This is a genomic window from Peptoniphilus phoceensis (assembly GCF_001517665.2).
In the GTDB taxonomy this organism is placed as follows: domain Bacteria; phylum Bacillota; class Clostridia; order Tissierellales; family Peptoniphilaceae; genus Peptoniphilus_A; species Peptoniphilus_A timonensis.
The window spans coordinates 829,033-854,384 of the sequence record NZ_LN999809.1 but is presented as its reverse complement, the minus strand read 5'-3'; the positions used below and the strand labels follow the sequence as shown (position 1 = coordinate 854,384).

The 25,352-nt window shown below is 31.6% G+C and carries 21 protein-coding genes; 12 read left to right on the top strand and 9 right to left on the bottom strand.

Annotated features, from left to right (window positions below):
* Positions 1 to 957, top strand: coding sequence for a bile acid:sodium symporter family protein (locus BN3657_RS08350; RefSeq protein WP_062552537.1), 957 nt, complete (start codon positions 1 to 3; stop codon positions 955 to 957).
* Positions 958 to 1,093: 136 nt separating this feature from the next.
* Here BN3657_RS08350 and BN3657_RS08345 read toward each other — a convergent pair whose 3' ends face one another.
* Positions 1,094 to 1,483, bottom strand: coding sequence for a pyridoxamine 5'-phosphate oxidase family protein (locus tag BN3657_RS08345; RefSeq protein WP_230204203.1), 390 nt, complete (start codon positions 1,481 to 1,483; stop codon positions 1,094 to 1,096).
* 81 nt (positions 1,484 to 1,564) lie between these two features.
* Here BN3657_RS08345 and BN3657_RS08340 point away from each other — a divergent pair, with 81 nt between their 5' ends.
* Positions 1,565 to 1,870 carry a cupin domain-containing protein gene (locus BN3657_RS08340; protein ID WP_062552536.1) on the top strand — a complete coding sequence of 102 codons (306 nt, stop codon included), beginning with the start codon at positions 1,565 to 1,567 and terminating at the stop codon, positions 1,868 to 1,870.
* A gap of 150 nt (positions 1,871 to 2,020) precedes the next feature.
* On the opposite strand, the gene abc-f is transcribed toward BN3657_RS08340, so the two are convergent.
* A complete protein-coding gene (gene abc-f, locus BN3657_RS08335) occupies positions 2,021 to 3,622 on the bottom strand; it encodes a ribosomal protection-like ABC-F family protein (RefSeq protein ID WP_062552535.1) in 1,602 nt (533 codons plus the stop codon).
* Between the two features lie 385 nt (positions 3,623 to 4,007).
* Positions 4,008 to 6,329, bottom strand: coding sequence for a bifunctional dihydroorotate dehydrogenase B NAD binding subunit/NADPH-dependent glutamate synthase (locus BN3657_RS08330; RefSeq protein WP_062552534.1), 2,322 nt, complete (start codon positions 6,327 to 6,329; stop codon positions 4,008 to 4,010).
* A gap of 162 nt (positions 6,330 to 6,491) precedes the next feature.
* Between BN3657_RS08330 and proB the strand changes: the two genes are divergently transcribed.
* Positions 6,492 to 7,274, top strand: a complete 783-nt coding sequence (proB, locus tag BN3657_RS08325; RefSeq protein ID WP_062552533.1) for a glutamate 5-kinase — start codon at positions 6,492 to 6,494, stop codon at positions 7,272 to 7,274.
* Entirely contained in the window at positions 7,252 to 8,508 is a 1,257-nt protein-coding gene (locus BN3657_RS08320) for a glutamate-5-semialdehyde dehydrogenase (protein ID WP_062552532.1), read from the top strand. The genes proB and BN3657_RS08320 overlap by 23 nt, the downstream gene beginning before the upstream one ends.
* Positions 8,509 to 8,818: 310 nt before the next feature.
* On the opposite strand, the gene BN3657_RS08315 is transcribed toward BN3657_RS08320, so the two are convergent.
* Genes BN3657_RS08315 through BN3657_RS08305 form a run of 3 tightly spaced genes read right to left on the bottom strand, consistent with a single transcriptional unit; the run spans position 8,819 to position 12,460 of the window.
* Positions 8,819 to 10,876: a TRAP transporter permease gene (locus tag BN3657_RS08315; RefSeq protein ID WP_230204202.1), complete on the bottom strand. Its 2,058-nt coding sequence runs from the start codon at positions 10,874 to 10,876 to the stop codon at positions 8,819 to 8,821.
* Complete coding sequence (locus BN3657_RS08310; protein WP_062552531.1) at positions 10,866 to 11,396, bottom strand: DUF1850 domain-containing protein; 531 nt, start codon at positions 11,394 to 11,396, stop codon at positions 10,866 to 10,868. Before BN3657_RS08310 ends, BN3657_RS08315 begins: the two co-directional genes overlap by 11 nt.
* The gene (locus BN3657_RS08305) at positions 11,396 to 12,460 is read right to left on the bottom strand and encodes a TAXI family TRAP transporter solute-binding subunit (RefSeq protein WP_062552530.1); all 1,065 of its coding nucleotides are present in this window, start codon (positions 12,458 to 12,460) and stop codon (positions 11,396 to 11,398) included. The genes BN3657_RS08310 and BN3657_RS08305 overlap by 1 nt, the downstream gene beginning before the upstream one ends.
* Before the next feature lie 363 nt (positions 12,461 to 12,823).
* On the opposite strand from BN3657_RS08305, the gene BN3657_RS08300 reads away from it, so the two are divergent.
* The 7 genes from BN3657_RS08300 (at position 12,824) to BN3657_RS08270 (ending at position 21,370) form a co-directional block, all read left to right on the top strand.
* A complete protein-coding gene (locus BN3657_RS08300; RefSeq protein ID WP_062552529.1) occupies positions 12,824 to 13,555 on the top strand; it encodes a TraX family protein in 732 nt (243 codons plus the stop codon).
* 88 nt (positions 13,556 to 13,643) lie between these two features.
* Positions 13,644 to 15,014 (top strand): MATE family efflux transporter, encoded by a 1,371-nt coding sequence (locus BN3657_RS08295; RefSeq protein WP_062552528.1) that lies wholly within the window; start codon positions 13,644 to 13,646, stop codon positions 15,012 to 15,014.
* 174 nt (positions 15,015 to 15,188) lie between these two features.
* Positions 15,189 to 16,136, top strand: a complete 948-nt coding sequence (locus BN3657_RS08290) for a D-2-hydroxyacid dehydrogenase (RefSeq protein ID WP_019138863.1) — start codon at positions 15,189 to 15,191, stop codon at positions 16,134 to 16,136.
* A gap of 172 nt (positions 16,137 to 16,308) precedes the next feature.
* Entirely contained in the window at positions 16,309 to 17,916 is a 1,608-nt protein-coding gene (locus BN3657_RS08285; protein ID WP_062552527.1) for a MutS-related protein, read from the top strand.
* 122 nt (positions 17,917 to 18,038) lie between these two features.
* Positions 18,039 to 18,644, top strand: coding sequence for a histidine phosphatase family protein (locus BN3657_RS08280; protein ID WP_019138861.1), 606 nt, complete (start codon positions 18,039 to 18,041; stop codon positions 18,642 to 18,644).
* Positions 18,645 to 18,653: 9 nt separating this feature from the next.
* A complete protein-coding gene (trxB, locus tag BN3657_RS08275) occupies positions 18,654 to 19,589 on the top strand; it encodes a thioredoxin-disulfide reductase (protein WP_062552526.1) in 936 nt (311 codons plus the stop codon).
* A complete protein-coding gene (locus BN3657_RS08270; RefSeq protein WP_062552525.1) occupies positions 19,586 to 21,370 on the top strand; it encodes a thioredoxin domain-containing protein in 1,785 nt (594 codons plus the stop codon). The genes trxB and BN3657_RS08270 overlap by 4 nt, the downstream gene beginning before the upstream one ends.
* A gap of 56 nt (positions 21,371 to 21,426) precedes the next feature.
* Here BN3657_RS08270 and BN3657_RS08265 read toward each other — a convergent pair whose 3' ends face one another.
* Entirely contained in the window at positions 21,427 to 22,071 is a 645-nt protein-coding gene (locus tag BN3657_RS08265) for an HAD family hydrolase (protein ID WP_062552524.1), read from the bottom strand.
* A gap of 76 nt (positions 22,072 to 22,147) precedes the next feature.
* Between BN3657_RS08265 and BN3657_RS08260 the strand changes: the two genes are divergently transcribed.
* Positions 22,148 to 23,185: a DNA polymerase IV gene (locus BN3657_RS08260; protein WP_062552523.1), complete on the top strand. Its 1,038-nt coding sequence runs from the start codon at positions 22,148 to 22,150 to the stop codon at positions 23,183 to 23,185.
* Between the two features lie 59 nt (positions 23,186 to 23,244).
* Here the strand turns inward: BN3657_RS08260 and BN3657_RS08255 are convergent, their stop codons facing one another.
* Positions 23,245 to 24,423, bottom strand: coding sequence for a M20 metallopeptidase family protein (locus BN3657_RS08255; RefSeq protein ID WP_062552522.1), 1,179 nt, complete (start codon positions 24,421 to 24,423; stop codon positions 23,245 to 23,247).
* A 108-nt stretch (positions 24,424 to 24,531) separates the two neighbouring features.
* Complete coding sequence (locus BN3657_RS08250) at positions 24,532 to 25,287, bottom strand: formate/nitrite transporter family protein (protein WP_062552521.1); 756 nt, start codon at positions 25,285 to 25,287, stop codon at positions 24,532 to 24,534.
* Between the last annotated feature and the right edge of the window lie 65 nt (positions 25,288 to 25,352).

Sequence of the window (25,352 nt, the reverse complement as noted above, 5' to 3'; positions counted from 1 at the left end):
GTGTTTAGAAAAATTTCACACTATATAGAAAAATACTTAATTTTAATAATATTATTTTTATCAGCTTGTGCTTTGAGATATCCCAACGCCTTTAAGGGTATGACAAATTACACTGCTCTTTTTTTGGCAGCAGCCATGTTTGGAATGGGAACAAGCATAGAAGTTAAGGACTTTAAAGAACTTTTAAAGGCACCAAAACTTATATTTTTGGGAGCCCTTTGTCAGTACACAATTATGCCCCTCTTGGCACTAATCCTATCAGTAATTTTTAAACTGCCAAAGGACATAAGCCTTGGAGTAATTCTTGTTGGGACTTGTCCAGGTGGAACTGCATCAAATGTTTTGAGTCACATAGCAGAAGGAGATTTGGCTTACTCTGTACTACTTACAGTAGCATCAACTTTACTTGCTCCAATATTGACACCGCTTCTTGTCTATATTATGGCAGGATCTTTGGTTGAAGTTTCCTTCATATCAATGTTTATGTCTATTGTAAAAGTTATAGTAATACCAGTGGGACTTGGAATTATTGCCAATACTCTTTTAAAGGAAAAGTTAAAGAAAATAGATTTTATTTTTCCACTTATATCATCTGTGGCAATTGCCCTAATAATTGCTGCTATTGTTGGACTTAATGCAGAAAAAATTATGACTTCTGGTTTATTAGTTTTTGGAGTTGTTATTATTCACAATTTTTTGGGACTTATGATTGGTCTAGGACTAGGAAAAATAGTTGGACTTGATTACGATAAAAAGTCTACTCTTGCTATTGAGGTTGGAACACAAAACTCAGGTCTTGCAGTAGTTCTTGCAAATACAAACTTTGCAATGAATCCACTAGCAGCACTTCCTGGTGCAATTTTCTCTGTAGTTCAAAACTTAATTGGTTCAATTTTTGCTCATTATAGAGAAAGCCAAAGGGAAAAACGACTTGAAGAAATTGAATTAAATATATAAAGAATTAGCCAAGGTTTTTTGCCTTGGCTTTTATAGTGAAGATATTTATTATTTTTCGTGGACTTTCTTGCAAGTCATATATTCAACATTAAGACAATAAACAAGGGCATTTTCAAAACTTCTCTCCATAGTAGCATCAATTTTCTTGGAGTGAGGGATAATATCTTTCTGCAAGCTCACTTAATTTTTTTGCTGCAAGCTCTTTATCTTCAATTATTTCGACTTTTCCAAAAATTATCACACTTTTAAGGTAAAAGGACCAGCCATTGTCAGAAAGCTCTTCGTCGCCATAAGTTACAAAAGAGGACTTGTTATTATTTTTAATGCAGTCAAGTTTGTAACCACTTTTTGCGCCATGAAAGTATAATTTATTTTCTTCGGCATCGTATAAATAATTTATTGGAAGGGAATAGGGATAGTCATTATCCCCATTAAAGGAGATGACTCCTCTTTTATTTTTCAAAAGTAATTTTTTAGCTTCATCAAGGGGAAGCTCTTGCTTTATTCTTCTCATTTGTCTGAACATTTTGCACCTCTTTTTTTTATAATTATAACAAATACTTTCACAATTATAAATTGAGAATAAAAATCATGTTATAATAAAAGAATGAAGGACTTATTCAATATTTTTAAAAATATAAACTTTTCTGAAGAAAAGGAAATTGAAGAAAAAATTTATGAAGACGAAAGTTTAAGGATTATTAGAACAATGTCACTTAATCAAGTTACAGATTTTTATGATCAGGATGAGCTTGAAATTGTATTTTTGTTAAGGGGATCAGCTAATATAGAATACAAGGATGGAAATCTTGTTAGATTAAGTGAAGGAGATACTTTAGAGATAAAAGCTCATGAAATCCACAGGGTTTCCTGGCAAGAAAGAGCAGTCTGGCTCTGTATTTTTAGGAAGTAGGCCTTTATTAGAAAGTGGAAAAAACTTATTACTTTATAAAAATTTATGAACTTGTAAATTATTGTTTTAACATAGAGGGATTTTATTTTTCTAATGTTACATTTTAAAATTAAGTATTAAAAAAGCACCTACTCTCGTAGATGCTATAATTTATTTTTTTCTTTCTTCAATGAGTTTAATATACTTTTCTTCTAGTTTTTTTCTTTCCTCTTTAGATATTTCCATTGCGAGTCTAGAACTTATTGAAGATATTTTAAAGTCAAGTAATAAACTATTTCTCTCCTTGTCATTTGTTATTTCCTTATTTCTATTTTTGTATTGTGATAAATTACCTTTAAAATTTTTGATTCTTTTATCTTCTATAATCAAAAGAGTATCTGCTAGGTTATTTATAAACTCCTCATCATGGCTTACAAATATAAATGGTCTATCATAAGATTTCAATAGATTTTCTAAACTTTCTATAGCATTTATATCTAAAAAGTTTGTCGGTTCATCAAAAATAAGATAGTTAAAATCAGAAGTTAATATTTTAGCCAATTTTACCTTGGCTTTTTCTCCATCACTTAAAATACTTACAATCTTGTGGACATCATTAGTCTTAAATCCTAATCTCGCAAGAACAATTCTTGTCATTGTTTCATCATATATAGATGTATTTAATACATTTACTAGGATATCAGCATCTTCTTCTAAAATATCACTCATTTGACTAAAATAACCTATTTTAAGATTTGGATGCACCCATACATTTTCTTGATTTAGAATCATGTTTAATAGGGTGGTTTTTCCACTTCCATTTGCTCCTATAATAGCTGTTTTAGAATTATTTTTTATTTGAAAGTTGGATTTTTCAAATAAAATCTTATTTCCGAACTCTTTCTTTAGATTTTCTCCTCTTATCAAAACTTTAGAGTGGAGTTGTTTATTATCTGGAATGGATAGTTGTATTTCTGTTTCTTCTTTAGGTTTTTCTTTTACTTCTAGTTGATCTATTCTGGATTCTACAGATTTTACTTGTTTATCTAGTTTTTTCTTGTTTTCTTGACCACCCATCTTATGAAGTCTTGCTTCTGAGTTTCCCATCCTTTTAGGCGTGCTTCTTACTTTTGATGATTGGTCTTTTATATTGCTAGCTAAATTTTCAAGTCTTCTTTTTTCTTTTATAAAATTTGAATACTCTTTTTCTTTAAACTTAAGTCTTTTCTCTCTTTCTTCAAGATAGAATTTGTAGTCCCCATTATATTCTTCAATTCTTCCGTTCTTTAATTCTAAAATCTTTTTACAAGTTTTATTTATGAAATCACGATCATGCGAAATTAGAAGATATCCAACTTTTCTTGAATTTAGCTTTCCTATAAGTTCTTCCTTTTGCTTTAAGTCTAAGTGAGATGTAGGCTCGTCGATTAATAGAAATTTAAAACTATCTGATAATAGGTCTGTTAGCTTTAATCTTTGCTCTTCGCCTGGACTATAGTTGTCATTAGCCCTTAACTGTGATTTAGAGTAGGTTTCATCAGAAAAGTACTTAGCTTTACTGTCATAATTTAATAAATAACCCAGTTCTCTATCCACTCTTACTTGACCAGTATAGTCTTTATCTAAGCCTAATATTATTCTTAAAAAAGTAGTTTTACCCTTACCATTTTCTCCTATTAAGGCTATCTTTTCATTTTTATTTATTGATAAACTATCAATTTCAAATAGCTTTCTATCTGGTAAAGTTTTTATTAAGTCTTGTATATATATCATAAATCCTCCTATGTTTTTGTGAGAGGATTTCTTTTCCTCTCTTAGTTATTTAGAAAATTATTTGTGTTAATCATTTATCTGTACCTCCTAATACTATTTCATAATAGATACCCAATTCAAAATACTATAAGCCCTTTGCCATAAGAAACCGATTCACTTGTATAATTACTACATCTTATATCCCTATCAAGAGCCAGAATTGTAGTAATTATTCCCTCTATCTTTTAGTTCTTCATTTTATAATATTTTTTCAAAACTATATAAGAAGATTTAAAGATATAATTATGCTTTAAATAATATTTCAAAACATCTTAACTTAAGTAATAAATAGGCACAAAAATAGGGAAGAGGTGAAACTCTTCCCTTAATTTTTATCTTTATAAGTTTATTTATTTCTCAAAAATTCATCAATTGATTTTGCGGCATTTTTACCAGCACCCATGGCAAGTATAACTGTTGCAGATCCTGTTACAGCATCTCCACCGGCAAAGATTTCTTGACGAGATGTTTGAGAATCTTCATTTACGATTATTCCGCCCCAATTTTCTATTTCAAGATTTTTTGTAGTGGAAGAAATTAGTGGATTTGGATTTGTGCCAAGAGCCATTATAACTGTTTGGAAGTTTTCTTCATATTCACTACCTTCAATTGGAACTGGTCTTCTTCTGCCAGATGAGTCAGCTTCTCCAAGTTTATTTCTTTGACATTTTAGTCCTTTAACCCAGCCTTCATCGTCTCCAAGAATTTCCACTGGAGCAGTTAGCATTTCAAATTTAATGCCTTCTTCCTTGGCGTGATGAACTTCTTCTGTTCTTGCAGGAAGTTCTTTTTCAGTACGTCTATAGACAATGGAAACATCAGCACCAAGTCTTTTTGCGACTCTGGCAGCATCCATGGCAACATTTCCGCCGCCTATTACTGCAACTTTTTCCCCAACATTTACTGGAGTATCGTATTCTTCATCAAAGGATCTCATTAAATTGTTTCTTGTCAAAAATTCATTGGCAGAGTAAACTCCATTTAGGTTTTCACCAGGTATATTCATGAACTTAGGAAGTCCAGCACCAGATCCAATAAATACTGCGTCAAAACCTTCTTTTATTAAGTCGTCTATAGTTTCAGTTCTTCCTATTACAAAGTTATTTTCAAATTTAACTCCAAGTTTCTTTATGTTTTCAACTTCATATTCCACAACTTCATCGGGAAGTCTAAATTCTGGAATGCCATAAATTAAAACTCCGCCTGATTGTTGCAAGGCTTCAAAAACTGTGACATCGTAGCCCATCTTTGCGAGTTCACCTGCACAAGTAAGTCCTGCTGGGCCTGCTCCAACTATGGCAACTTTTTTGTCAATTTTTCTTATGTCAGCATTTTCTCTAATTTGGTGGCGTCTTGCATAGTCAGCTGCAAATCTTTCAAGTTTACCAATAGAAACAGCATCGCCTCTATTTGCAAGAACACACCTTTCTTCGCATTGTGTTTCTTGTGGACAAACTCTACCACAAACTGCTGGAAGACTTGTATAAAGTGAAAGAACCTTGTAGGCTTCTTTGAAGTTTCCATTGGCAATTTCCTTTATAAATCCTGGTATGTCAATGGAAACAGGGCAACCACCTACACAGCCAGGATTCTTGCAATTTAGGCACCTGCTTGCTTCAATGACAGCTTCTTCGGCAGTGTAGCCAAGGCAAACTTCTTTAAAGTTTTTATTTCTTTCATCTGGTGCTTGTTCGGCTATAGGAACTCTTTTAAATCTGTCTTCAGCTTTTTTTATTACAAAGTCTTCATGACTTTCGCCTTCAACATTTTTATCTTGAACAGAATTTTCTGCTAAATGGTCTGACACAGCTAGATCCATTGTGCAGTGATGATCTGAAATTGTGTGAGTTTTTTTGTTATCAATATATTGTCTTTGTCTTTTCATAGCAGAATCAAAATCGACTAAATGGCCGTCAAATTCTGGACCGTCAACACAGGCAAATTTAGTTTTACCACCAACAGAAACACGACAAGCTCCACACATTCCAGTACCATCAACCATTATTGGGTTTAGAGAAACTGTTGTAGGAAGGTCATATTTCTTTGTAGTTAGACAGACAAATTTCATCATTATCATTGGTCCAATGGAAACTACATGGTCGTAAATTTTCTTTTCATTTTCTACAAGGTCTGTGATTTTATCAGTAACTAAACCTTTAAAACCATAAGATCCATCGTCAGTTGCTATGTATAAATTGTCGCAAACTGATTTTAGTTCTTCTTCTAGGATTACAAATTCCTTAGACTTTGCTCCAATAATTATGTCGCAATGAAGTCCATTTTCTTTAAAAAACTTTGCTTGTGGATAAACTGGTGCAGTTCCAACTCCACCGGCAACAAATAAGTATTTTTTGTCTTTTAAATCCTTTTTGTCCATGTAATAAAAATCTGATGCATGACCAAGAGGTCCTACGAAATCTTTGAAGCTTTCTCCTTCTTCAAATTTTGCGATTTTCTTTGTAGATTCACCAGAAGCTTGGACAACTATTTGGACGCTGCCTCTTTCTACGTCATAGTCTGAAATAGTAAGAGGAATTCTTTCAGAATATTTATCAGCAATTAAAATAATAAATTGACCTGGCTTTGCAGATGCTGCAATTTTAGGTGCATATATGTCAAATAAATAAATATTTGGCGCAAGTTCTTCTTTTCTTAAAATTTTTGGCAAAATAATCACACTCCAAGAATATTATAGCATAAGGGAAAATACAGGGTAGAGGAAATTTAAAATACTGAGATTATTTATTTAAAAATAACTTTTAGCTGACAAATGCTAAAAAATATTTACTAAAGTGCAAATTTCAAGTATATTATATCTAAGGTGGTTGAAATGAGAAAATTTTCAAGAGAAATAAAGAAAGTCGTGATAAAGGTTGGATCCTCTTCTATAACCCACGACAACGGAAAAATTAATTTGCAAAAAATTGACGAACTCTGCTTTGAAATAGCAAATCTAAAAAATAGGGGATATGATGTTGTTCTTGTTTCTTCTGGTGCTATTGCAGCAGGACGTGCAAAATTAAATTTAAGAGAAAGACCAAAGGAAACTTCAGATAAACAAGCTGCGGCAGCAGTTGGTCAAGTTGCCCTCACAAATATTTATGACAGATCACTTGTGTCCTATGGCTACAATTCTGCCCAGGTTCTTCTTACGAGAACTATAGAAAAAGATGACGAAATGAGGATAAACGCAAAAAATACCTTTGAAAAACTTTTAGCTATGAATGTAATCCCAATAATAAACGAAAATGACACAATCTCTACTTATGAAATTAAATTTGGGGACAATGACACTCTTTCAGCAGTAATTGCAAGGATGATTGAGGCAGATTTACTTATAATGCTTACAGATATAGAAGGTCTTTATACAGATGATCCAAGGAAAAATCCTGAGGCAAAAATAATTCATGAAGTTGAAAAAATTGAAGACGTTCAAGGGATGGCAAAGGAAACTGATTCAAATCTTGGAACAGGTGGCATGTACACAAAGATAAAAGCAGCAAAGCTTGCCATAGAAAAGGACATAGAAGTTGTAATTGGATCAGGAGAACAAATGAAAATAATTAGAGATATAGTTAAAGGAGAAGAAATTGGAACATATTTTAAGTGTTAAAGAACTTGGCAAAATTGCCAAAGAAGCTTCTTACAAGCTAAAAAAATTAAAAACTAGTGAAAAAAATAAAATGCTTCTTGAAATCAAAAAGGCTCTTATTAGTGAAAAAGCAAATATTTTAAAAGCTAATGAAGAGGACATCAAAAAGGGAAGAGATAATAATATGCCAGAAGGTCTAATTGATAGACTTCTTTTGACTGATGAAAGACTAGAGGCCATGGCAAAATCAATTGATGAAGTAATTGACTTTAAGGATCCAGTTGGAAAAGTTCTATCTATGGAAGAAAATAGTGCGGGACTTTTAATAGGCAGAAAAACTGTCCCAATGGGAGTCATAGCAATTATCTATGAATCAAGACCTAATGTGACTCTTGATGCAGCAATTTTATCTTTAAAGGCATCAAGTGCCATAATCCTTCGTGGTGGAAAAGAATCTATAAACTCTAACATAGCCATAGCAGATGCCATTAGACTTGGGATAAAAAATGCTGGCTATGACGAAAATTTTGTCCAAATAGTTAAGGACACATCTAGAGAATCTTCTAAAGAACTTATGCAGTTAAAGGGTTATGTAGATTTACTTTTACCTAGAGGTTCAGCATCACTTATTAATTCAGTTGTGGAAAATGCAAAAGTACCTGTAATAGAAACAGGTGTGGGCAACTGCCACATATATGTGGATGAAGATTGCGATATAGAAAATGCAGTAAAGATTATAGAAAATGCAAAAACTCAAAGAATTGGAGTTTGCAATGCAGTGGAATCTCTTGTTTTAAATAAAAATCTTACAGATGAATTTTATAATTTATTAAATGAAGTTGTAGAAAAATACAATATAAAAGTTCACGCAGATGAAAATGCCCTTCCTAAATTTAAAAATGCTCTAAAAGCAGAAGAAGATGACTACGCAAGAGAATACTTAGACTATGAATTTTCTGTAAAGACTGTAAATAATGTGGAAGAAGCAATTGATCACATTAGAAAGTATTCAACAGGTCACTCTGAATCAATTTTGACAAAATCCTATGACAAGGCCATGAGATTTTTAGAAGAAGTGGACTCAGCTTGCGTATATGTAAATGCTTCAACAAGATTTACAGATGGCGGAGAATTTGGAAAGGGTGCAGAACTAGGCATATCAACACAAAAACTTCACGCCAGAGGACCAGTGGGCTTAGAAGAGTTAGTTAGCTACAAGTATATAATATTTGGTCATGGAGAATATAGAAAATAAAATTTATTTATTTTTGACAATTATTTTGAGAAGATAATTGTCATAAAAAGTTAAAGATAAAAGAATTAAAATTAAATAGAAAAAATTAATCGGCAGGATTTTCTTGCCGATTTTTTGTAATTATAAAAATATTGAAGTGTAAAGAATTTTTCAAATTTTAATAGTATTTATATATTTTTAAAGGAAATAATTTTCAGCTATAAAAATAATTGGAAATAAATTTAAAATGAAAAGTAATATAAAAAAAGAGGTCATATATAATATGTAACCTCTTTTTTGTATGATTTAATAAATTTAAAGATAATTAGTTTTATGCTGCAGCTGGTTTATCTTTGTTTAAAAGTCTTTGAGTAACAAAGATTACTGCTAAAGCTCCAAGTCCAATAGCATCTGTTAAAAGTTTTGGATCAAGAAGTGCAAAGGCAGCTCCAAGTAGGATAACTCTTTGCCAAATTCTTAAATTTCCAAATAGGTAAGATTCTACTGTACCTGCCAAGCAGACAGTACCAATAAGTGCTGTTACAATTGTTGGTAATGCTGATGTTATTGGAAGCCAGTTTACTGTTGTTCCCACAACTGAATCAACCATAATTAAGTTTGGATTTATAACGAAGATGTAAGGTATTATAAAGGCACCAATTGCAAGTTTAAAGGCTTGGAAACCAGTCTTCATTGAGTTAGCACCTGCTATACCTGCTCCTGCGTAAGCTGCTAGGGCAACTGGAGGAGTAACGTCAGCAACTACACCAAAGTATAGGATAAATAAGTGAGCTGACATTAAGTTTACACCAAGTTTTGTTATTGCTGGAACAGCCATTGTTGCAAGAACGATATATTTTGCAGTAGTTGGAAGTCCCATTCCAAGTATAATTGAAGAAACCATTGTAAGAAGTAGTGTAGGTATAAGTTTACCTTTAGCAATTAATACAATAACTTCTGCGATCTTAAGGCCGAAACCTGTAAGTGTTACAACACCTACGATCATACCGGCACATGCACAGGCACAAGCTACACCAACGGCACCCTTAGCACCTGCTTCCATTGCTCCAAGTATATCTTTTGGAGTAAAGGAATCGTCTTTTTTAATAAGTGATGCTGCAAAAGCAACGATAACACCAATAACAATACCAGTTAAAGCAGCCATTGTTGGCGGAAATTGTTTAACCAACATAAAGATAATAGCAATTAGAGGTAAAGTTAAGTAACCTTGTTTTCTTAAAATATTTGAAACCTTTGGAAGGGATTCTCTAGGCATTCCCTTTAGTCCAAGTTTACAAGCTTCTAAGTGAACCATTGTACCAACAGCTATATAATATAGAACAGCTGGGATAATAGCAGCTTTAACAATTGAAATATATGGGAAACCTGTGAAGTCTGCCATGATAAAAGCAGCAGCACCCATTACTGGAGGCATTATTTGTCCACCAGTTGATGCAGTAGCTTCAACGGCACCTGCATAGTGAGGTTTGTATCCAACAGATTTCATTAGAGGAATTGTAAAAGCACCAGTAGTAACTGTATTTGCAACAGATGATCCTGAGATAGAACCCATAAGTCCTGAAGATAATACTGATGTCATTGCTGGACCTGATCTTGTAGAACCAGTAAGAGCATAGGCAAAGTCTATAAAGAATTCACCAACGCCAGTTTTATCTAGGAAGGATCCAAATAAGATAAACATAAATACAAATGTAGAAGATACTCCAAGTGGTGTACCCATAATACCTTCTGTAGTCATGTACATATGAGAAACAATTCTAGTTATATTAAAACCTCTGTGGGCAAAAACACCTGGCAAGTGTCTACCAAAGTAGGCAAATAGTAGGAATACTATGGTAACAATTGGAAGTTCTGGTCCAACAACTCTTCTTGTAACTTCTAGAGTAAGGAGAACTGCAAGGACACCAAGTATCATATCAGTAGTGGACATTTGACCACCCTTTAAGGCAATTGCTTCAACATTAAAGAATATGTAGCCCCAAACACCAATTGATAGAATCATTAATACCCAATCCATAATATCAATTTTATCTTTAGATGATTTTTTAAAACCAGGATATAGGGCAAAGCCAAGAGTAAAGGCAAAGATTAAGTGAAGTGATCTTTGCTTCATAGCTAAAAGTGTACCTTGCCATGCTGTATATAGATGGAAGGCAGACATTAAAATTGCAACGATTGTAATGAATAATGCAACCTTGCCAGTTAACTTACGAAGTTTACTAGTTTCAAGGTCGTATTGTTCCATTAACTCGTCAACATTCATAGTACCTAGTTCTTCTGCAGACTTAGCATTATTTTCAGTAGTGTTTTCCGTAGTCGTGTTTTCATTTTCTAGGTTTTCATTTAATTTTTTATCATTATCGCTCAATTTGGCACCTCCTCAGTGCGTATTGTAAAAGAGAAATACGTTCAGTAGAAAATTCTAAAGCCTCTCTTGGCTCAGAAAAATCTAAAAAGGGAGTAGTCTTTCCATTAATTACAAGTTTGTGATTAGCTATGACTGCTCCAGTTCTATAAATAACAGTTTCAAAGGGAACATTCATATCATATAGACAAAAACTTCCGTCTTCAGCATACTTGAATTTGTAGATTAAATTAACAGGAAGACCTGCACCCTGATCTCTATATCTTTGTTCCATTAAAATTAGTTTTCCGTCACGGACTTCATACCATTCGCTGGTTTCTGATCTTTCAACTGAATGTGTATATACTATGCCGAACCTTTCTTTATCCTTTAAATGTTCAATCTTTAATAGATCTTTATTAAAATAAGATTTGATAATTATTGCATCTATTTTTACAAAGGATAAAATAAAAAAAACTAATATAATAAAGAGAATTGGAAAGAATAAAATCTTTCCAATGCCCTCTTTATTTCTACCACTCATTATTTTTTAACTTCGTCAAAATATTTTTGTGCACCTGGGTGTACTTCAATACTCATACCATCAAGAGCCTTATCAAGAGCGATGTCTCCACCTCTTGCGTGAGATTCTTTCATAGTATCAAGGTTTTCAAATAATAATTTAACAATATTATAAGCGTCTTCGTCAGCCATTCTTTCGTCAACAGCAAGCATTGATTGTACTGCTACTACAGAAATTTCTTTGTCTTGTCCCTTGTATTCAGATGGAGTGATGTGTAGGTTAACATAGAAAGGATATTTTTCGATTAAAGCTTCAGCTTTATCTTCTGCAATTGGAACTAGGTGAACATCGTGAGTTGTTGCAAGTTCAGTAATAGCTGAAGATGGAATAGCTGCAGTTAAGAAAGTTGCATCAATTTGACCAGATTTAATTTGGTCAGCAGCTTCTGCGAAAGATAAGTAATCTACTTTTCCTAAATCGTCATAAGAAATTCCGTGAATATCAAGAATTTGTTTTACGTTAACTTCAACACCAGATCCTGGAGAACCAACAGCCACTCTCTTGCCTTTAAGATCGTCTATAGTTTTGATTCCAGAATCATCTGAAGCAACTATTTGTACGATTTCTGGATATAGACAGCAAAGTCCTCTAAGACTAGGTTTTTCTTCTCCTTCAAAAGTATCAGTACCGTTTACTGCATAGTAAGCAACGTCGTTTTGAATAAATGCGATTTCTGCGTCTTCCCTAGTAACAAGTTCTACGTTTTCCTTAGAAGCACCAGTAGCTTGTGCAGTTGCTGTGTAGTTAACACCTGCATTGTTAAGAATGTTAGATAGTGCTCCACCTAGTGGGTAGTATGTACCACCAGTACCACCAGTTGCAACTGACATAAATCCGCCCTTAGTTTCCATTAGGCCTTCAGCAGTCATTTCACCAGTAGATTCTTCTGTCTTAGCGTTTTCTTCAGTCTTAGTAGCGTTTGCAGTTTCTTCTTTCTTTGCATTTTCGCCACCACCACACGCTGTTAGCGTAAGTGTAACCAAAGCAATAAGCATGATCAACGTCGTAAATTTTTTCTTTGTCATAATAAACCTCCTTGACATTATTCAAATAAACGAAACACTATGAAAATGTTTATTTGATGATTTAATAGTACAATAATAAAAAGAAAATGTCAATCTAATAATAAGTTGAAATAGGGAATTAACTTGGATAAAAATTCAAATAGTAAAAATCTGAAAACGGTTGTATTATGTATATCGAAATGATGTATTTGAAAGGAATTAAAAACAAAAATATTTTAAATTAAATTTATGACTTGTTAGGCTGATTTTAGGATTTTTAAAAAAATTATTTTTAAAATTAGAAAGATATAGTAAAATAATTGTACTTTTAAAATACAATTTTTATTTTGGATAAAAGCAAAAATAACAACAAAAGGACGAAAAATGAACAAAAGATTTACTAATGAAAAATTAAAGAAATTTCAAATTTTAAATGGAGCACAGTTAAAATATATTGCCTTTATATCTATGTTAATCGACCATGTAAACAAGGCGATAATTTTGCCATACCTCGAAGTTGGAAGCACTTTATCAAAGGTATCTTCTTTTTTTGATATTTTAGGTCGCATTGCTTTTCCACTATTTTCATTTTTTATAGTGGAAGGATTTTTTAGGACTCACTCAAAGAAAAAGTATTTACTTAACTTACTTTTCTTTGCAGTAATATCAGAAGTACCTTACGATATGTTCTCTTCAAAAGTTTTTTTGGAATTTAGATTAAATAATGTCTTGTTTTCCCTTGCACTTTCACTTATAACTATTTGGATCTTAGATGAATTTAGAAATAAATATGAAGAAAAACTTGGGAATTTTTGGATTTTATTTTCTATTCCACTTTTAATAATTATGTTTTTTGTATCAACTTTTGTATCAGGCGATTATGACTTTCATGCAATTATGACAACTTTTTTCTTTTATATATTTTATGATAAACCTATTACTTCGGTGTTTTTTGCCTATGTAAGCATTATTAAGGAATATTGGTCAATACTTGGATTTGGACTCACTATAATGTATAATGGTGAAAAAGGAAAACAAAATAAAATCTTTAATTATTTATTTTATCCAGTGCATCTTTTTATACTTGGACTTTTGAGGATGTATCTTAATATTTAAATTTTAATCGAAGGCGCAGATGCGTCTTTTTATTTTTTTTAAATTAATTTTAAAATTTTAAAGATTTTTATAAAATGGGAGATAATATATGAAAGAAGAAAATATTTTAGGAAGAGAAGATATAAAAAAATTACTTATAAAGTTTGCAATACCAAGTATTTTGGCACTAATAGTAAGTTCTCTTTATAATATAGTGGACCAAATTTTTATTGGAAACTCTGTGGGAATGTTGGGCAATGCTGCTACAAATGTCGCCTTTCCTCTTGTGACAATTTGTACAGCTCTTGCACTTTTGTGTGGAATTGGTGGAGCTGCAAATTTTAATATTTCCCTTGGGAGAGGAGAAGTTGAACTTGCCAGTCACTATATCAGAAATGCCATAAGTCTTGCCACAATTTCAGCCCTAATCTTTACAATAATAACTCATATATTTATGGGGAATTTCTTAAAAGTTTTTGGGGCAACAGAAGAGATTATGGATTACGCTATAGAATATGTGTCCATAACTTCTTATGGTTTTATTTTTTTAATTCTCGTAAATGTTGGCTCAACTTTAATAAGAGCTGATGGTTCTCCAAAATTTTCCATGTACTCTATGGTAGTGGGAGCTGTCATAAATTTAATTTTAGATCCAATTTTTATTTTTACTTTTGATATGGGAATGTCAGGAGCAGCTTATGCAACTGTTCTTGGACAGATTTTTTCTTTTTTAATGATAATATTTTATTTTGTAAAGCATTTTAAATCTGTAGATTTAAAGGGAAAATATTTTGAATTTCAATTAGATAAGATTATTAATATTGTAAGGCTTGGTGCAGCAAGTGGATTTAACCAAGTAGCAATACTTTTTGTGCAAATACTTATGAATAATTTTTATAGATACTATGGATCCTTGTCAGAATATGGTTCTAATATTCCTCTTGCAGCAGTGGGCATTGTCATGAAGGTCAGCATGGTATTTTTCTGTATAAATATTGGACTTTCACAAGGACTTCAACCAATATCTTCTTTTAATTATGGTGCAAAAAATTATGACAGAGTAGTGGAAGTTTACAAACTTGCAATTAAGTATTCTTTAATAGTTTCATCACTTTCCTTTGTAATTTTTCAAGTTTTCCCAAGACAAATAATTATGCTTTTTGGTGGTGGAAGTGACTTATATTTTGACTTTGCCATAAAATTATTTAGGATTATGCTTTTCTTTACTTTTTTAAATGGTGTGCAACCAGTTACTATGGGATTTTTGACATCAATTGGGCTTGCAAAAAGAGGGGTTTTAATTTCTCTATTAAGACAAGTTATTCTCTTAGTTCCCTTTGCATATCTTTATGCAAACTTATTTGGAGTAAAGGGACTTTTGTATGCACCGCCTACGGCAGATTTTATAACAGCTATAGTTACTTTTGTCCTTGCAAAAAAAGTTTTAGATGAGATGAGAAAAAGACAAATAAGAGAATAAATTATTAGCCTTTGTATAAATCATTAACTTTAAGTAAATATAAAATGGTTTTCCAAAGGCTTTTTTAAAGAAAAGTATTAATTAAATTAAGAACTTAAATGAACTTGAAAAAGATAGTAATTTCAACTAAAATATAAATGTAACGAAGTACATAAAATTTTAAGGAGGATGTAAATGAAAGCGTTAATGGTAGATTACATGTCAGATTTAATTGACAAGGGACTTGAAGAAAGAGGTATTGAACTTGATAAGGTTATGCTTCCAACTTCTGAAAAATTAGCAGAAATTATTGAACCATATGATTTCTTATTCATGAGAGTTGACCCATTCATCAACAAAGAAGTTCTTGATGCTGCTAAAAACTTAAAGGCAATTTTTGTTGGTTCAACTGGAACTAACCACATTGACCTTGACTATGCAAAGGAAAAAAATATTCCAGTTAAAAACTCTCCAGGACAAAATGCAAACGCAGTTGCTGAACTTGTTTTTGCAAAAATGTTAGACCTTTACAGAAACTCTGTACAAGCTCAAAACGAAGTTAAGGGTGGAATCTGGAACAAATACAGATGGATTGGTAGAGAACTTAGAAACAAAACTCTAGGAATTTGTGGTTTTGGTGCAATCGGTAGAAGAGTTGGCGAAATCGCTAATGTATTCCACATGGATGTTCTTGCTTATGACCCATTCTTAAAACCAGAAGATATTAAAGTTGACTATGCAAAACTTGTTGATTTCGATACTCTTGTAAAAGAATCTGATATTATCACTCTTCACATGCCACTAACTCCAGATACTAAGGACTTATTTGCAGCAGAAGAATTTGAAAAAATGAAAGATGGAGCTTGCATCATCAACGCTGCACGTGGTGGAATTGTAAACGAAGAAGATCTTTACACATACATCAAAAATGGCAAACTAGGTGGAGCAAACTTAGATACACTTTCTAACGAACTTGGTTCTGGCGGACTTGACACTCAAGATGTACCAGTAGAAAATAAATTATTCGAACTTGATAGACTTTATGTTACTCCACACATTGGTGGATCAACAATTGATGCTCAAGACGATATTGGAAATGTAATTCTTAAAAACTTTGACGAATTATTTCCAAACTGCAAATAATTAAAAAATAAATAAGTAATTTAGGGCTGTCCTTTTGTGGGCAGCCTTTTTTATAATAGGATCTAGCAAAATAAAGATGGTCTTGAATAGAATAAATTCTCATGATAGTATTTAGTAAATTAAAGGGAAAAATTTAAAAAATTACTATTCACATATTAATATAGGAGGAAAAATGGAAGATTATTATGCACCAATCCTTTTATTAATAAGCTTTACTGCTATTATTTTTATTTACAATTACTATGTAAAGAAGAGAAATGAAAAGATTTTGCGAGATGAAATAAGAAAAAATTTTGGAAAAATTCATTCTCAAAAATACAAGGGAAAAATAGATGGGATACATAAGAGACTAGGCGGAAATATTACTGAAATAACTGCAAGTGATTTAAATTTTGATAAAATTATTGAAAATATGAATCACAATATGACAAAAATTGGTCTTGAATATTTTTATTATAGGCTTAGGAATTTATTATTAGATAAAGATGAACTTGTAAAGATTCAAAAAAATATAAAATCCTCGGAAAATAAAGAAGAAAAGTTGCAAGAAATCCAGTTTCAACTGGGAAAAGTTGGTTTTTTTAAAGAAGATGTGCTAGATCTTATCGAAGAAGAAGTAGAAATAGAAAAAGAACTGGAAATTGCAGCAAAAGTTTTTTCTTTTACTGCAGTTTACATATTAATACTTTTTATTTTTTTAAGAGCCCAAGCAATTTTATTTATTTTTCTACTACTTGGCATTAACACCTTTATTTACAAAAAATTTAACGAGATAACTTTGGGAAAGTTAGAGAGCTTAGTTAGATTAAAAAGTATTTTATTTGTAGCTGAAAAATTGATAAAAAATAAAAATGAAATTTTCACAGAAGACCTTCAGGAACTTGAAAATATTTTGAGTGAAATTGCTCCACTAAAGAAAACTTTGAAGTCCTTTGGATTTTTTACAGGAATAGAAGAGATGGACTTTGCAGAAACTTATAAGAATGTATTATTTTTATCAGAAGCTAGGAGTTTTTCTAATTCTCAAAAATATTTTAAGAAATATGGAGAAGAAATTCATAGACTTTATTACTTAATGGGAAAAATCGACTGTGAAATTGGTATTATTTCAATTAAAAAGGCATACAAAACAAATTATGCAGACTTTGGAGAAAAAATTTCTGGGAAAAATTTATACAATCCATTAATAAAAAATCCTGTAGCCAATGATCTAGATTTAGAAAAATCAATAATTTTAACAGGATCAAATGCTTCTGGAAAATCAACTTATTTAAGGACAATTGGTATAAATGCAATTTTTGCCCTTAGCTTTGGAATTTTCTTTGGAGAAAGTTTTGAAATAAAGGCAATTAAAATAAAATCTGCAATTGATATTTCAGACTCGATAATGGAAAATCTTTCTTACTTTATGGCAGAATCCAAAGCAATAGGCGAGATGATAGAAGATAAGGAAGAAAAAATTATCTTGCTAGATGAAATATTTAGAGGGACTAACACAATTGATAGAATTGCATCGGCTACTGCAACATTAAAATATTTGGCAAAAAATAATCATGTGGTGGCAGCGACACACGACATAGAACTGACAATACTTCTAAAGGATTTGTATAAAAATAAACACTTTGAAGAAAAGATAGAAGATGGGGACATTAAGTTCGACTACCTTTTAAAAGATGGACCTGCTACAAGTAGGAATGCAATTGCAATTTTGGAAAATTTATCTTATCCAAGAGAGATAATAGAAGAAGCAAAAAGTCTTTCAAAAAGTTTGGAAAAATAGAAATTTTATCATAATACTTAGTTAATTTTTTAGCTAAGTATTTTTTTATCTTTATTAGTTGATTTTTATCCTTTATACTAGTATTAAGTGAGAAAATGTTTTTTTAGAAGTGAGAGGGAAAGATGAGAATTTATTTTACTAGACATGGTGAAACTGAATGGAATAAACTTGGTATTATCCAGGGACAACTAGATTCTGCCTTGACTAATGAAGGGCTTGATATGGGATTAAGGCTTAGGGAAAAATCTAAGGACCTACACTTTGATAAGGTCTATTCATCAGATCTTGGAAGGGCATTTGATACTGCAAAATTAATTTGTCCTGATAGGGAAATTATAAAGACGCCTCTTCTTCGTGAAATTGACGTTGGGTCTTGGTCAGGTAAAAATATAAAAGATGTAAAAACAAGTGATGAGATTCTTTATAAGAAATATTTTGAAGAACCAGAAAATTATTATAGACCTGATGGGGAAAGTATATATGATCTCAAGAATAGGGTTGAAAAGTTTTTTGAGGAAAATATCTATAATAGTGAAGATGAAAATATACTTATAGTGACTCACGGTGTAACTATTGTTGCCATTTATTCTCTTATGGAAAATATACCCATAGAAGATTTTTGGTCCAACAGAGTTAGGCGAAATGGCGAATTTAATATAGCAGATTATGAAAATGGAAAATTTAAAATTATAAAGAAGGCTCCCAAAAATCCAGTGGATTCAATTTGAGGTGATGAAATGAATACTTACGACTTAATTATTATTGGTGCAGGTGCAGCTGGTTTAAGTGCTGCGATTTATGCTGGCAGATCTCTTTTAAATACTCTTGTTATAGAAAAATTTTCCTTTGGTGGCAGAGTTAATGACACTCCAAAGATTATAAATTATCCCGGATTTAAAGAGATTTCAGGACGAGATCTTATAAATGAATTTAGAAAGCAAGCAGAAAATTTTACTACAAATGAATTTACCTATGGAACTGTGAAAAAAATTGAAAAGATTGATGATCTTTTTAAGATAACTACTCTTAGAAGAAAAGAGTTTATGGCAAGAGCAATTATTATAGCTACGGGAACTTATGCAAAGATGATAAATGTACCTGGTGAAACTGAATTTGCAGGACGTGGAGTTTCATACTGTTCTACTTGTGATGCAGATTATTTTAAGGATAAGGACATACACATTCTTGGATCTGGTGACTTGGCACTGGAAGAGGCAGATTATCTTTCAAATTTTGCCAACTCTATAAACATGATAATTATTCATGAAGAGGGAAATTTTGATGGAAATAAACTAGAAGCTGAGAGAATTATGAAAAATCCAAAGATTTCTTACACTTGGCATTCAAAGTTAGAAGGCATCTATGGAAATGACAGGGTAAACAGCCTTGATATTTTAGATTTATCAGATAATACAAATACTAGAGTGACTTCTGATGGGATTTTTATCTTCGCAGGAATGAGTCCAAATTCTGATTTTGTAAAGGACCTTCTAGAGATAGATGATTATGGTTTTATAAAGACTGATGAAGAGATGAAAACATCAGTAGAAGGAATTTTTGCAGCTGGAGATATAAGGAAAAAAGCCCTTAGACAAATTGTCACTGCAGCAAATGATGGAGCAGTGGCAAGTGTTTATGCAGAAAAATACATTAGAAATAGGGGTGTAAAATGAGAGTCTATCCAAGAGGAACTGTGCTTTATAAAAGAGATAAGGCCTACAATGGAATAAATTTAATTTCTACAGCAAAAGATGGTGCCCTAATAACTAAAATGGACGGAACAGAATTAAAGAGATATTCTGTCAATCCCATGCCAGCAAAAATGTTAGCGAATAAAAATATTATGAGTATTTCTTCTTTTAGATCATCTGATTTTGGTGTCAGTGATGGTATTGACTTAATTGAGTTTGATAAAAATGGAAAAATTTCATTTGATTTTGACAAGTTTAAATTTACAGAGGATAGGGGATACAGACCAAAGTGGATGGCTAGAGCCCATTCTGATTTTCAAAGAGAAGGAAATTCTGTGGGATATTATTATCCAGACCAAAAAATTGTGGAAAATGGAAAGACCCTTCTTCTTGTTCACGATGCTATTGTCGAACCGAGAATATCTGACAAGACTCTTCTTGACGATGTTATTTTAGAAGTTGATGAAGAGGGAAATATATTGTGGAAGTTTTCCTTTAGTGAACACTTTGACGAGTTAGGTTTTTCTGAAGAGGCGAAGAATGTTTTATACAGAAATCCAAATTTGAGGATAACAGAAAGACCTCTTGGAAATTACCTTGATGTAACTTCAATTTCAACTATTGGAGAAAATAAGTGGTATGACCAAGGAGATCCTCGCTTTCATCCAGACAATATTTTATTTACGGCAAGAGCTGCAAATATTATTGGCATAATTGACAAGAAGAGGTCAAGAATTTGCTACAAACTTGGACCAAACTTTTCCGATTTCAAAAAAGTTGATCCAGTAGTTGGATCTGCCTTTGCAAGTATTGTACCAAGAGGTTTGCCAGGAGAAGGAAATCTTTTAATATTTGACAATGGGGGAAGATGTGGATATGGTTCTCCAACTCTTACATCTCCATCAGGACTACTTCCTTTCGTGAGAAATTATTCTAGGATACTTGAAATAAATCCAGTTACACTTTCTCTTAATTGGTCAGTAGATCCAAGAGATTTTGGTTTTTCCATACCAATGAATGGTTACAAATTTTATTCACCTTATGGTGGAAATCTCCAAAGACTTCCCAATGGAAACACCCTAATTACACTTGCCACAGAAGGACTTGTAATTGAAATAACGCCATCAAAGGAAATTGTATGGCAGTGGACTTGCCCTTATAGGACAACAACAGAAAATCTTCTTAAAAACAATATGATTTATAGAGTTTACAGATATCCCTATGACTACTTAGATATTGATGAAAATGAAAATGAAATTGAAGAAATAGAAGATGCATCTTATTTTAAACTTCCTGGTGCAGGTGACTTCAAGTCAGTTGAAATTACAAATGTAAATAAGAGTGAATTATCAATTGATATAGATCCACTTTCTCAAGAATCAGAATCTGTTAGAGATCTTGCTGAAAACAAGAAGGTAATAAAGAGAAATGAATCAGTAATAAAATATATTGCAGCAAGTCATTTTGAAAAGACAATTGCTGAAAATAATATGTCAATAATAATTTATGGAGCAGAACGATGTTCTCACTGTGAACCTCTTATGGAAGTAATGGAAGTTTTATTGAAGGAAGAATTTAAAGAAGTATCATGTTTTTATATGGATCTTGATAAAAATAAAAATTTTGCAGAAGAACATGAAATTTTTCAACTTCCAAGAGTTTCCTTTTATAAGGATGGAGAAAAAGTTTATGAATTTATGGGAGAAAAATCTTACGACGAAATTGCCGGCTTGATAGAAGATTATCTTTTAGAATTAAATTAAAAAAATAACTGGAGACTTTATTTGTGACTAATCATAAAAGCCTCCAGTTTTTATTTTTATAAATTATTTTCGACGCCAATGGCATGCCAATTTAAATTGTAATAGCCCTTTTTATTTACTTTTGAATTTATTAAAAATCTATTTTTCACAAGTCTAAGCATATATTTATCATCTTTATAGGAATCAGAATAAGCAGAAGAATTTTCATAATCTATATCTATATCTTTCTTATCCAAGAGCCTTTTAATATTTTTAACCTTAATATCTTTTTTGTTATTGCCACTTGTCAACTTATAATTCTCGTCAAGTTCAGTTCCGATAATGTAATCAAAATCATATAATTCTTTTACATATTTTAGATAGGGACTTGCAGATGCAGAGCATAAAATTTTTATTGTGTCTTTATCGTGGGAATTAAAATTATCTTCAAATTCTTCAAAAAAGAATTTGGGATAAAGATAATCTGTCACAAAAGATTTTAATTCATCTTCTGAAAAATACTTTATAATAGAAACCATTTGAGTTTTCATTATATCAAAGTCAGACTTAAATTTTGATTTTATGTAGGCAGAAGTAAGCCCTCCAAAAGTTTTAAATATATTTATTTTTTTATGTTTAAGTCCATATTTATAAAGCTCTACTATTGATTCACAATCAACTACAGTTTTGTCAAAATCATAGAGCGCAAGCTTTTTTTTCAAAATCTCACCTCATAAGAATTATATCAAATTACCTTCATTATAAAAAGATTTATGATATACTAAAGTCGTGATATTTATGGCAATTATTATACATGTAGACATAGATGCCTTTTACGCATCTGTAGAAGAATTAGATGATAAAAGCATAATAGGAAAACCAGTTGTAGTGGGCGGAAGTTCCAATCATGGAGTTGTAACCACTGCAAATTATATTGCAAGAGAATATGGCATTCACTCTGCCATGCCAATGTATATGGCAAAAAATCTCTGTGATCACTTGATTATAAAGCCAATGAGAAGACAGAGATATTTGGAAAAATCAAGAGAGGTTTTTGAAGTCTTAAAGACTTATACAAATAAAATTGAAAAAGTTTCTATTGACGAGTCTTATCTAGATATTAGTGGCCTTAATTATGATGAATATATTGTCTATAAGCTTCAAGAAGATGTTTATAAAAAAACTGGTTTGAGTGTAAGCTGCGGATTGAGCTATAATAAATTTTTGGCGAAACTTGCAAGTGATTGGAATAAACCAAGGGGAGTCAAAATAATTAGAGAAGAGGACTTGCCCCATATTTTATTTCCCTTAGATATTAGAAAAGTTCACGGAATTGGAAATAAAACAGAAAAAAAGCTTAGAAATATTGGAATAAATACTGTTGAAGATTTATATTCATTGTCCTATGAATTTTTGACAAGCAGTTTCAAAAAGAGTGGGGAAGAAATTTACAAGAGAATAAGGGGAATTGACAAGAGAGAAGTCACTCCCAATACTGTGAGAAAAAGTCTTGGCACAGAAAGCACTTTTGAAGTTACTAGCAAGAGAGAAGAATTAATTTATTATTTAAAAGAATTTGCAAAAGAAATATCTGAAGATTTAATTGTAAAAGAAATTGCTGGATATACTTTGACTTTAAAGATGAAAAACGAACATTTTAAGATAAAAACTAGATCAAAAACTTATGAAGAGACAATCTACGAAGAAGATGATATTTTTAAAAAGTCCTTGGAAATCTTTGAAGAGGCTTATGATGGGGAAAAGCTAAGACTTATTGGCATAACTGTATCAAATTTAGTAGATTTAAATATAAGACAACTTACATTTTTTAATTAATAAAAATAAGGACAGCAAAAAAACTGTCCTATTTTTGTGAAAATTTTTAAATTAGTTTTTTATTTTAAAAAGTCAAAAGCTGTTGCTACAAATATTGCAATGCCCTTGTAAAAAAGTGATTCATCTAAATCAAATTTTGGGCTGTGATTTGGATAATATTTTCCATCCTTTGCCTTTCTTAAATTTGAAAGAAATAAAAAACTGCCAGGGACTTTTTCTTGGTAAAATGCCATGTCTTCGCTGCCCATTGTTGGTTCTTTTAAGTCAAAGATGTCTTCTGGGAAAAGCTTAGAAGTAATATTTTTTACATAGGATGTAAAGTTGGGATCATTCTTTAAAACTGGATAATATCTCTTGTATTCTGTTTCTGCAGAGCCACCATAACTTTTAGCAATCCCATCTGAGACTTCAGCAATTCTTTTTTCAATTAAGTCTCTTGTTTCTTCTTTTAAGGCACGAGATGTTCCAAGCATTTCAACATCATCAGGAATTATATTTTGACAAGTTCCACCATTAATTTTACATACAGATATTAAAGCTCTATCCACGGGAGAAATTTCTCTTGAAATAATTTTTTGTAGTCCCATTAGAATTTCTCCTGAAATAATTATGGGATCAATAGAAAGTTGAGGATTTGCACCATGACCACCCTTGCCCTTTACTTTAATAGAAAAAATATCCATTGATGCCATAAGTTCATTATCTTTAAATCCAATATAACCTTGAGGAATATCGGCAAGTTTTCCGCAGTGCATTCCAATTATTGCATCCACCTTAGGATTTTCTAGACAAGATTCTTTTATCATAAGATCAGCGCCACCTGGCACTTCTTCACCAGGTTGGAAGATAAACTTTACAGAACCTTTTAAATTTTCTTTATTTTCATTTATAATTTTTGCAGCTGTAAGGGCAATTGCAGTGTGGGCATCGTGACCACATGCGTGCATACATCCTTCGTGAGTAGACTCAAAGCTAAGACCTGTTTCTTCTTTTATTGGAAGTGCATCCATGTCGGCTCTTATGGCAAGACATTTTCCACTTTCTTTTCCATGTATTGTTGCAACAAGTCCATTTCCCTTTACAAATTCTTTATAGGAAATGCCAAATTTATCTAACTCATTTTTTACATATTTTACAGTTTTTGGAAGTTCAAGCTCAAGTTCAGGAATTTTATGTAAGTCTCTTCTAATTTTTATTGAGAGATTTTCATTTTCCTTAGCTAATTTTATTATGTCCATCTAAATTCCTCCCTTAAATGAAAATTTAGTTTTAATTATAAATTAAAAGAGAGAAAACTTCCAGTTAGCTTGCATAAAAAAAGACAGACCTAAGTCTGCCCTTAAAAATTATTTTTCGCTTCCAAGAATATTATAAGTAATTGCCACAAGGCCACCACCAATAATATTTCCAATTGTAACTGGTATTAAATTTTTTAAAATTAGCCCAATTGTAAATTCTGGATTTAACATTTTTGCTAGGGCAAAGCAAGTCATATTTGCCACACTATGCTCAAAACCAAGACTTACAAAAGCAAGTATACACCAAAAGATTAAAATTAATTTTGATGAATCAGAAATTTTTCTTGAACAAATTAAAACTGCAAGACACACTAGAATGTTACACATAATTCCCTTAAATAAAAGTGCAGTGAAGTCAAAACTTGTCTTTGTTGTTGCTAGTTTTAAGAGGGCCTCGTTATATTCAGGGGAAACTCCTGTCATTTTAAATAAGAAAGAAATTAAAATTGATCCCAAAAGATTTCCTATGTAGGAAAAAACTAAAATCTTTAAAAGTGTGGAAGTTTCAATTTTTTTGTTTAATCTTCCAATACTTGTCACAAGGACATTACCTGTGAAAAGTTCGCCACCAGCAAAGATTACAAAGGAAAGTGCAAGGGAAAAGACAAAGCCATTTATAAATTTAACAGCTGGAATTTCAAGTCCTGAAAAAACACTTGCAGATAGGGTCATGATTAACATTCCCATTCCAATAAAAAATCCTGCAAGAACTGAAGCGACCATGTACTTAAAAAGGGAATTTTCAAGTAAATTTTTCTTAGTGTTTGCAGAATTTGTAAGTCCACCAATTATATCCTTATACATATCACACCTCTTTTTTTATTCCATTAAACATTATATCAAAAAGAGGTGACTTTTCAATTGGTGAA

Excerpts from the sequence above, each read along its gene's own strand:
- BN3657_RS08345 (WP_230204203.1), bottom strand. The coding sequence starts at position 1,483 with ATGTTCAGACAAATGAGAAGAATAAAGCAAGAGCTTCCCCTTGATGAA.
- BN3657_RS08340 (WP_062552536.1), top strand. The coding sequence starts at position 1,565 with ATGAAGGACTTATTCAATATTTTTAAAAATATAAACTTTTCTGAAGAA.
- abc-f (WP_062552535.1), bottom strand. The coding sequence starts at position 3,622 with ATGATATATATACAAGACTTAATAAAAACTTTACCAGATAGAAAGCTA.
- proB (WP_062552533.1), top strand. The coding sequence starts at position 6,492 with ATGAGAAAATTTTCAAGAGAAATAAAGAAAGTCGTGATAAAGGTTGGA.
- BN3657_RS08310 (WP_062552531.1), bottom strand. The coding sequence starts at position 11,396 with ATGAGTGGTAGAAATAAAGAGGGCATTGGAAAGATTTTATTCTTTCCA.
- BN3657_RS08305 (WP_062552530.1), bottom strand. The coding sequence starts at position 12,460 with ATGACAAAGAAAAAATTTACGACGTTGATCATGCTTATTGCTTTGGTT.
- BN3657_RS08300 (WP_062552529.1), top strand. The coding sequence starts at position 12,824 with ATGAACAAAAGATTTACTAATGAAAAATTAAAGAAATTTCAAATTTTA.
- BN3657_RS08295 (WP_062552528.1), top strand. The coding sequence starts at position 13,644 with ATGAAAGAAGAAAATATTTTAGGAAGAGAAGATATAAAAAAATTACTT.
- BN3657_RS08290 (WP_019138863.1), top strand. The coding sequence starts at position 15,189 with ATGAAAGCGTTAATGGTAGATTACATGTCAGATTTAATTGACAAGGGA.
- BN3657_RS08285 (WP_062552527.1), top strand. The coding sequence starts at position 16,309 with ATGGAAGATTATTATGCACCAATCCTTTTATTAATAAGCTTTACTGCT.
- BN3657_RS08280 (WP_019138861.1), top strand. The coding sequence starts at position 18,039 with ATGAGAATTTATTTTACTAGACATGGTGAAACTGAATGGAATAAACTT.
- trxB (WP_062552526.1), top strand. The coding sequence starts at position 18,654 with ATGAATACTTACGACTTAATTATTATTGGTGCAGGTGCAGCTGGTTTA.
- BN3657_RS08270 (WP_062552525.1), top strand. The coding sequence starts at position 19,586 with ATGAGAGTCTATCCAAGAGGAACTGTGCTTTATAAAAGAGATAAGGCC.
- BN3657_RS08260 (WP_062552523.1), top strand. The coding sequence starts at position 22,148 with ATGGCAATTATTATACATGTAGACATAGATGCCTTTTACGCATCTGTA.
- BN3657_RS08255 (WP_062552522.1), bottom strand. The coding sequence starts at position 24,423 with ATGGACATAATAAAATTAGCTAAGGAAAATGAAAATCTCTCAATAAAA.
- BN3657_RS08250 (WP_062552521.1), bottom strand. The coding sequence starts at position 25,287 with ATGTATAAGGATATAATTGGTGGACTTACAAATTCTGCAAACACTAAG.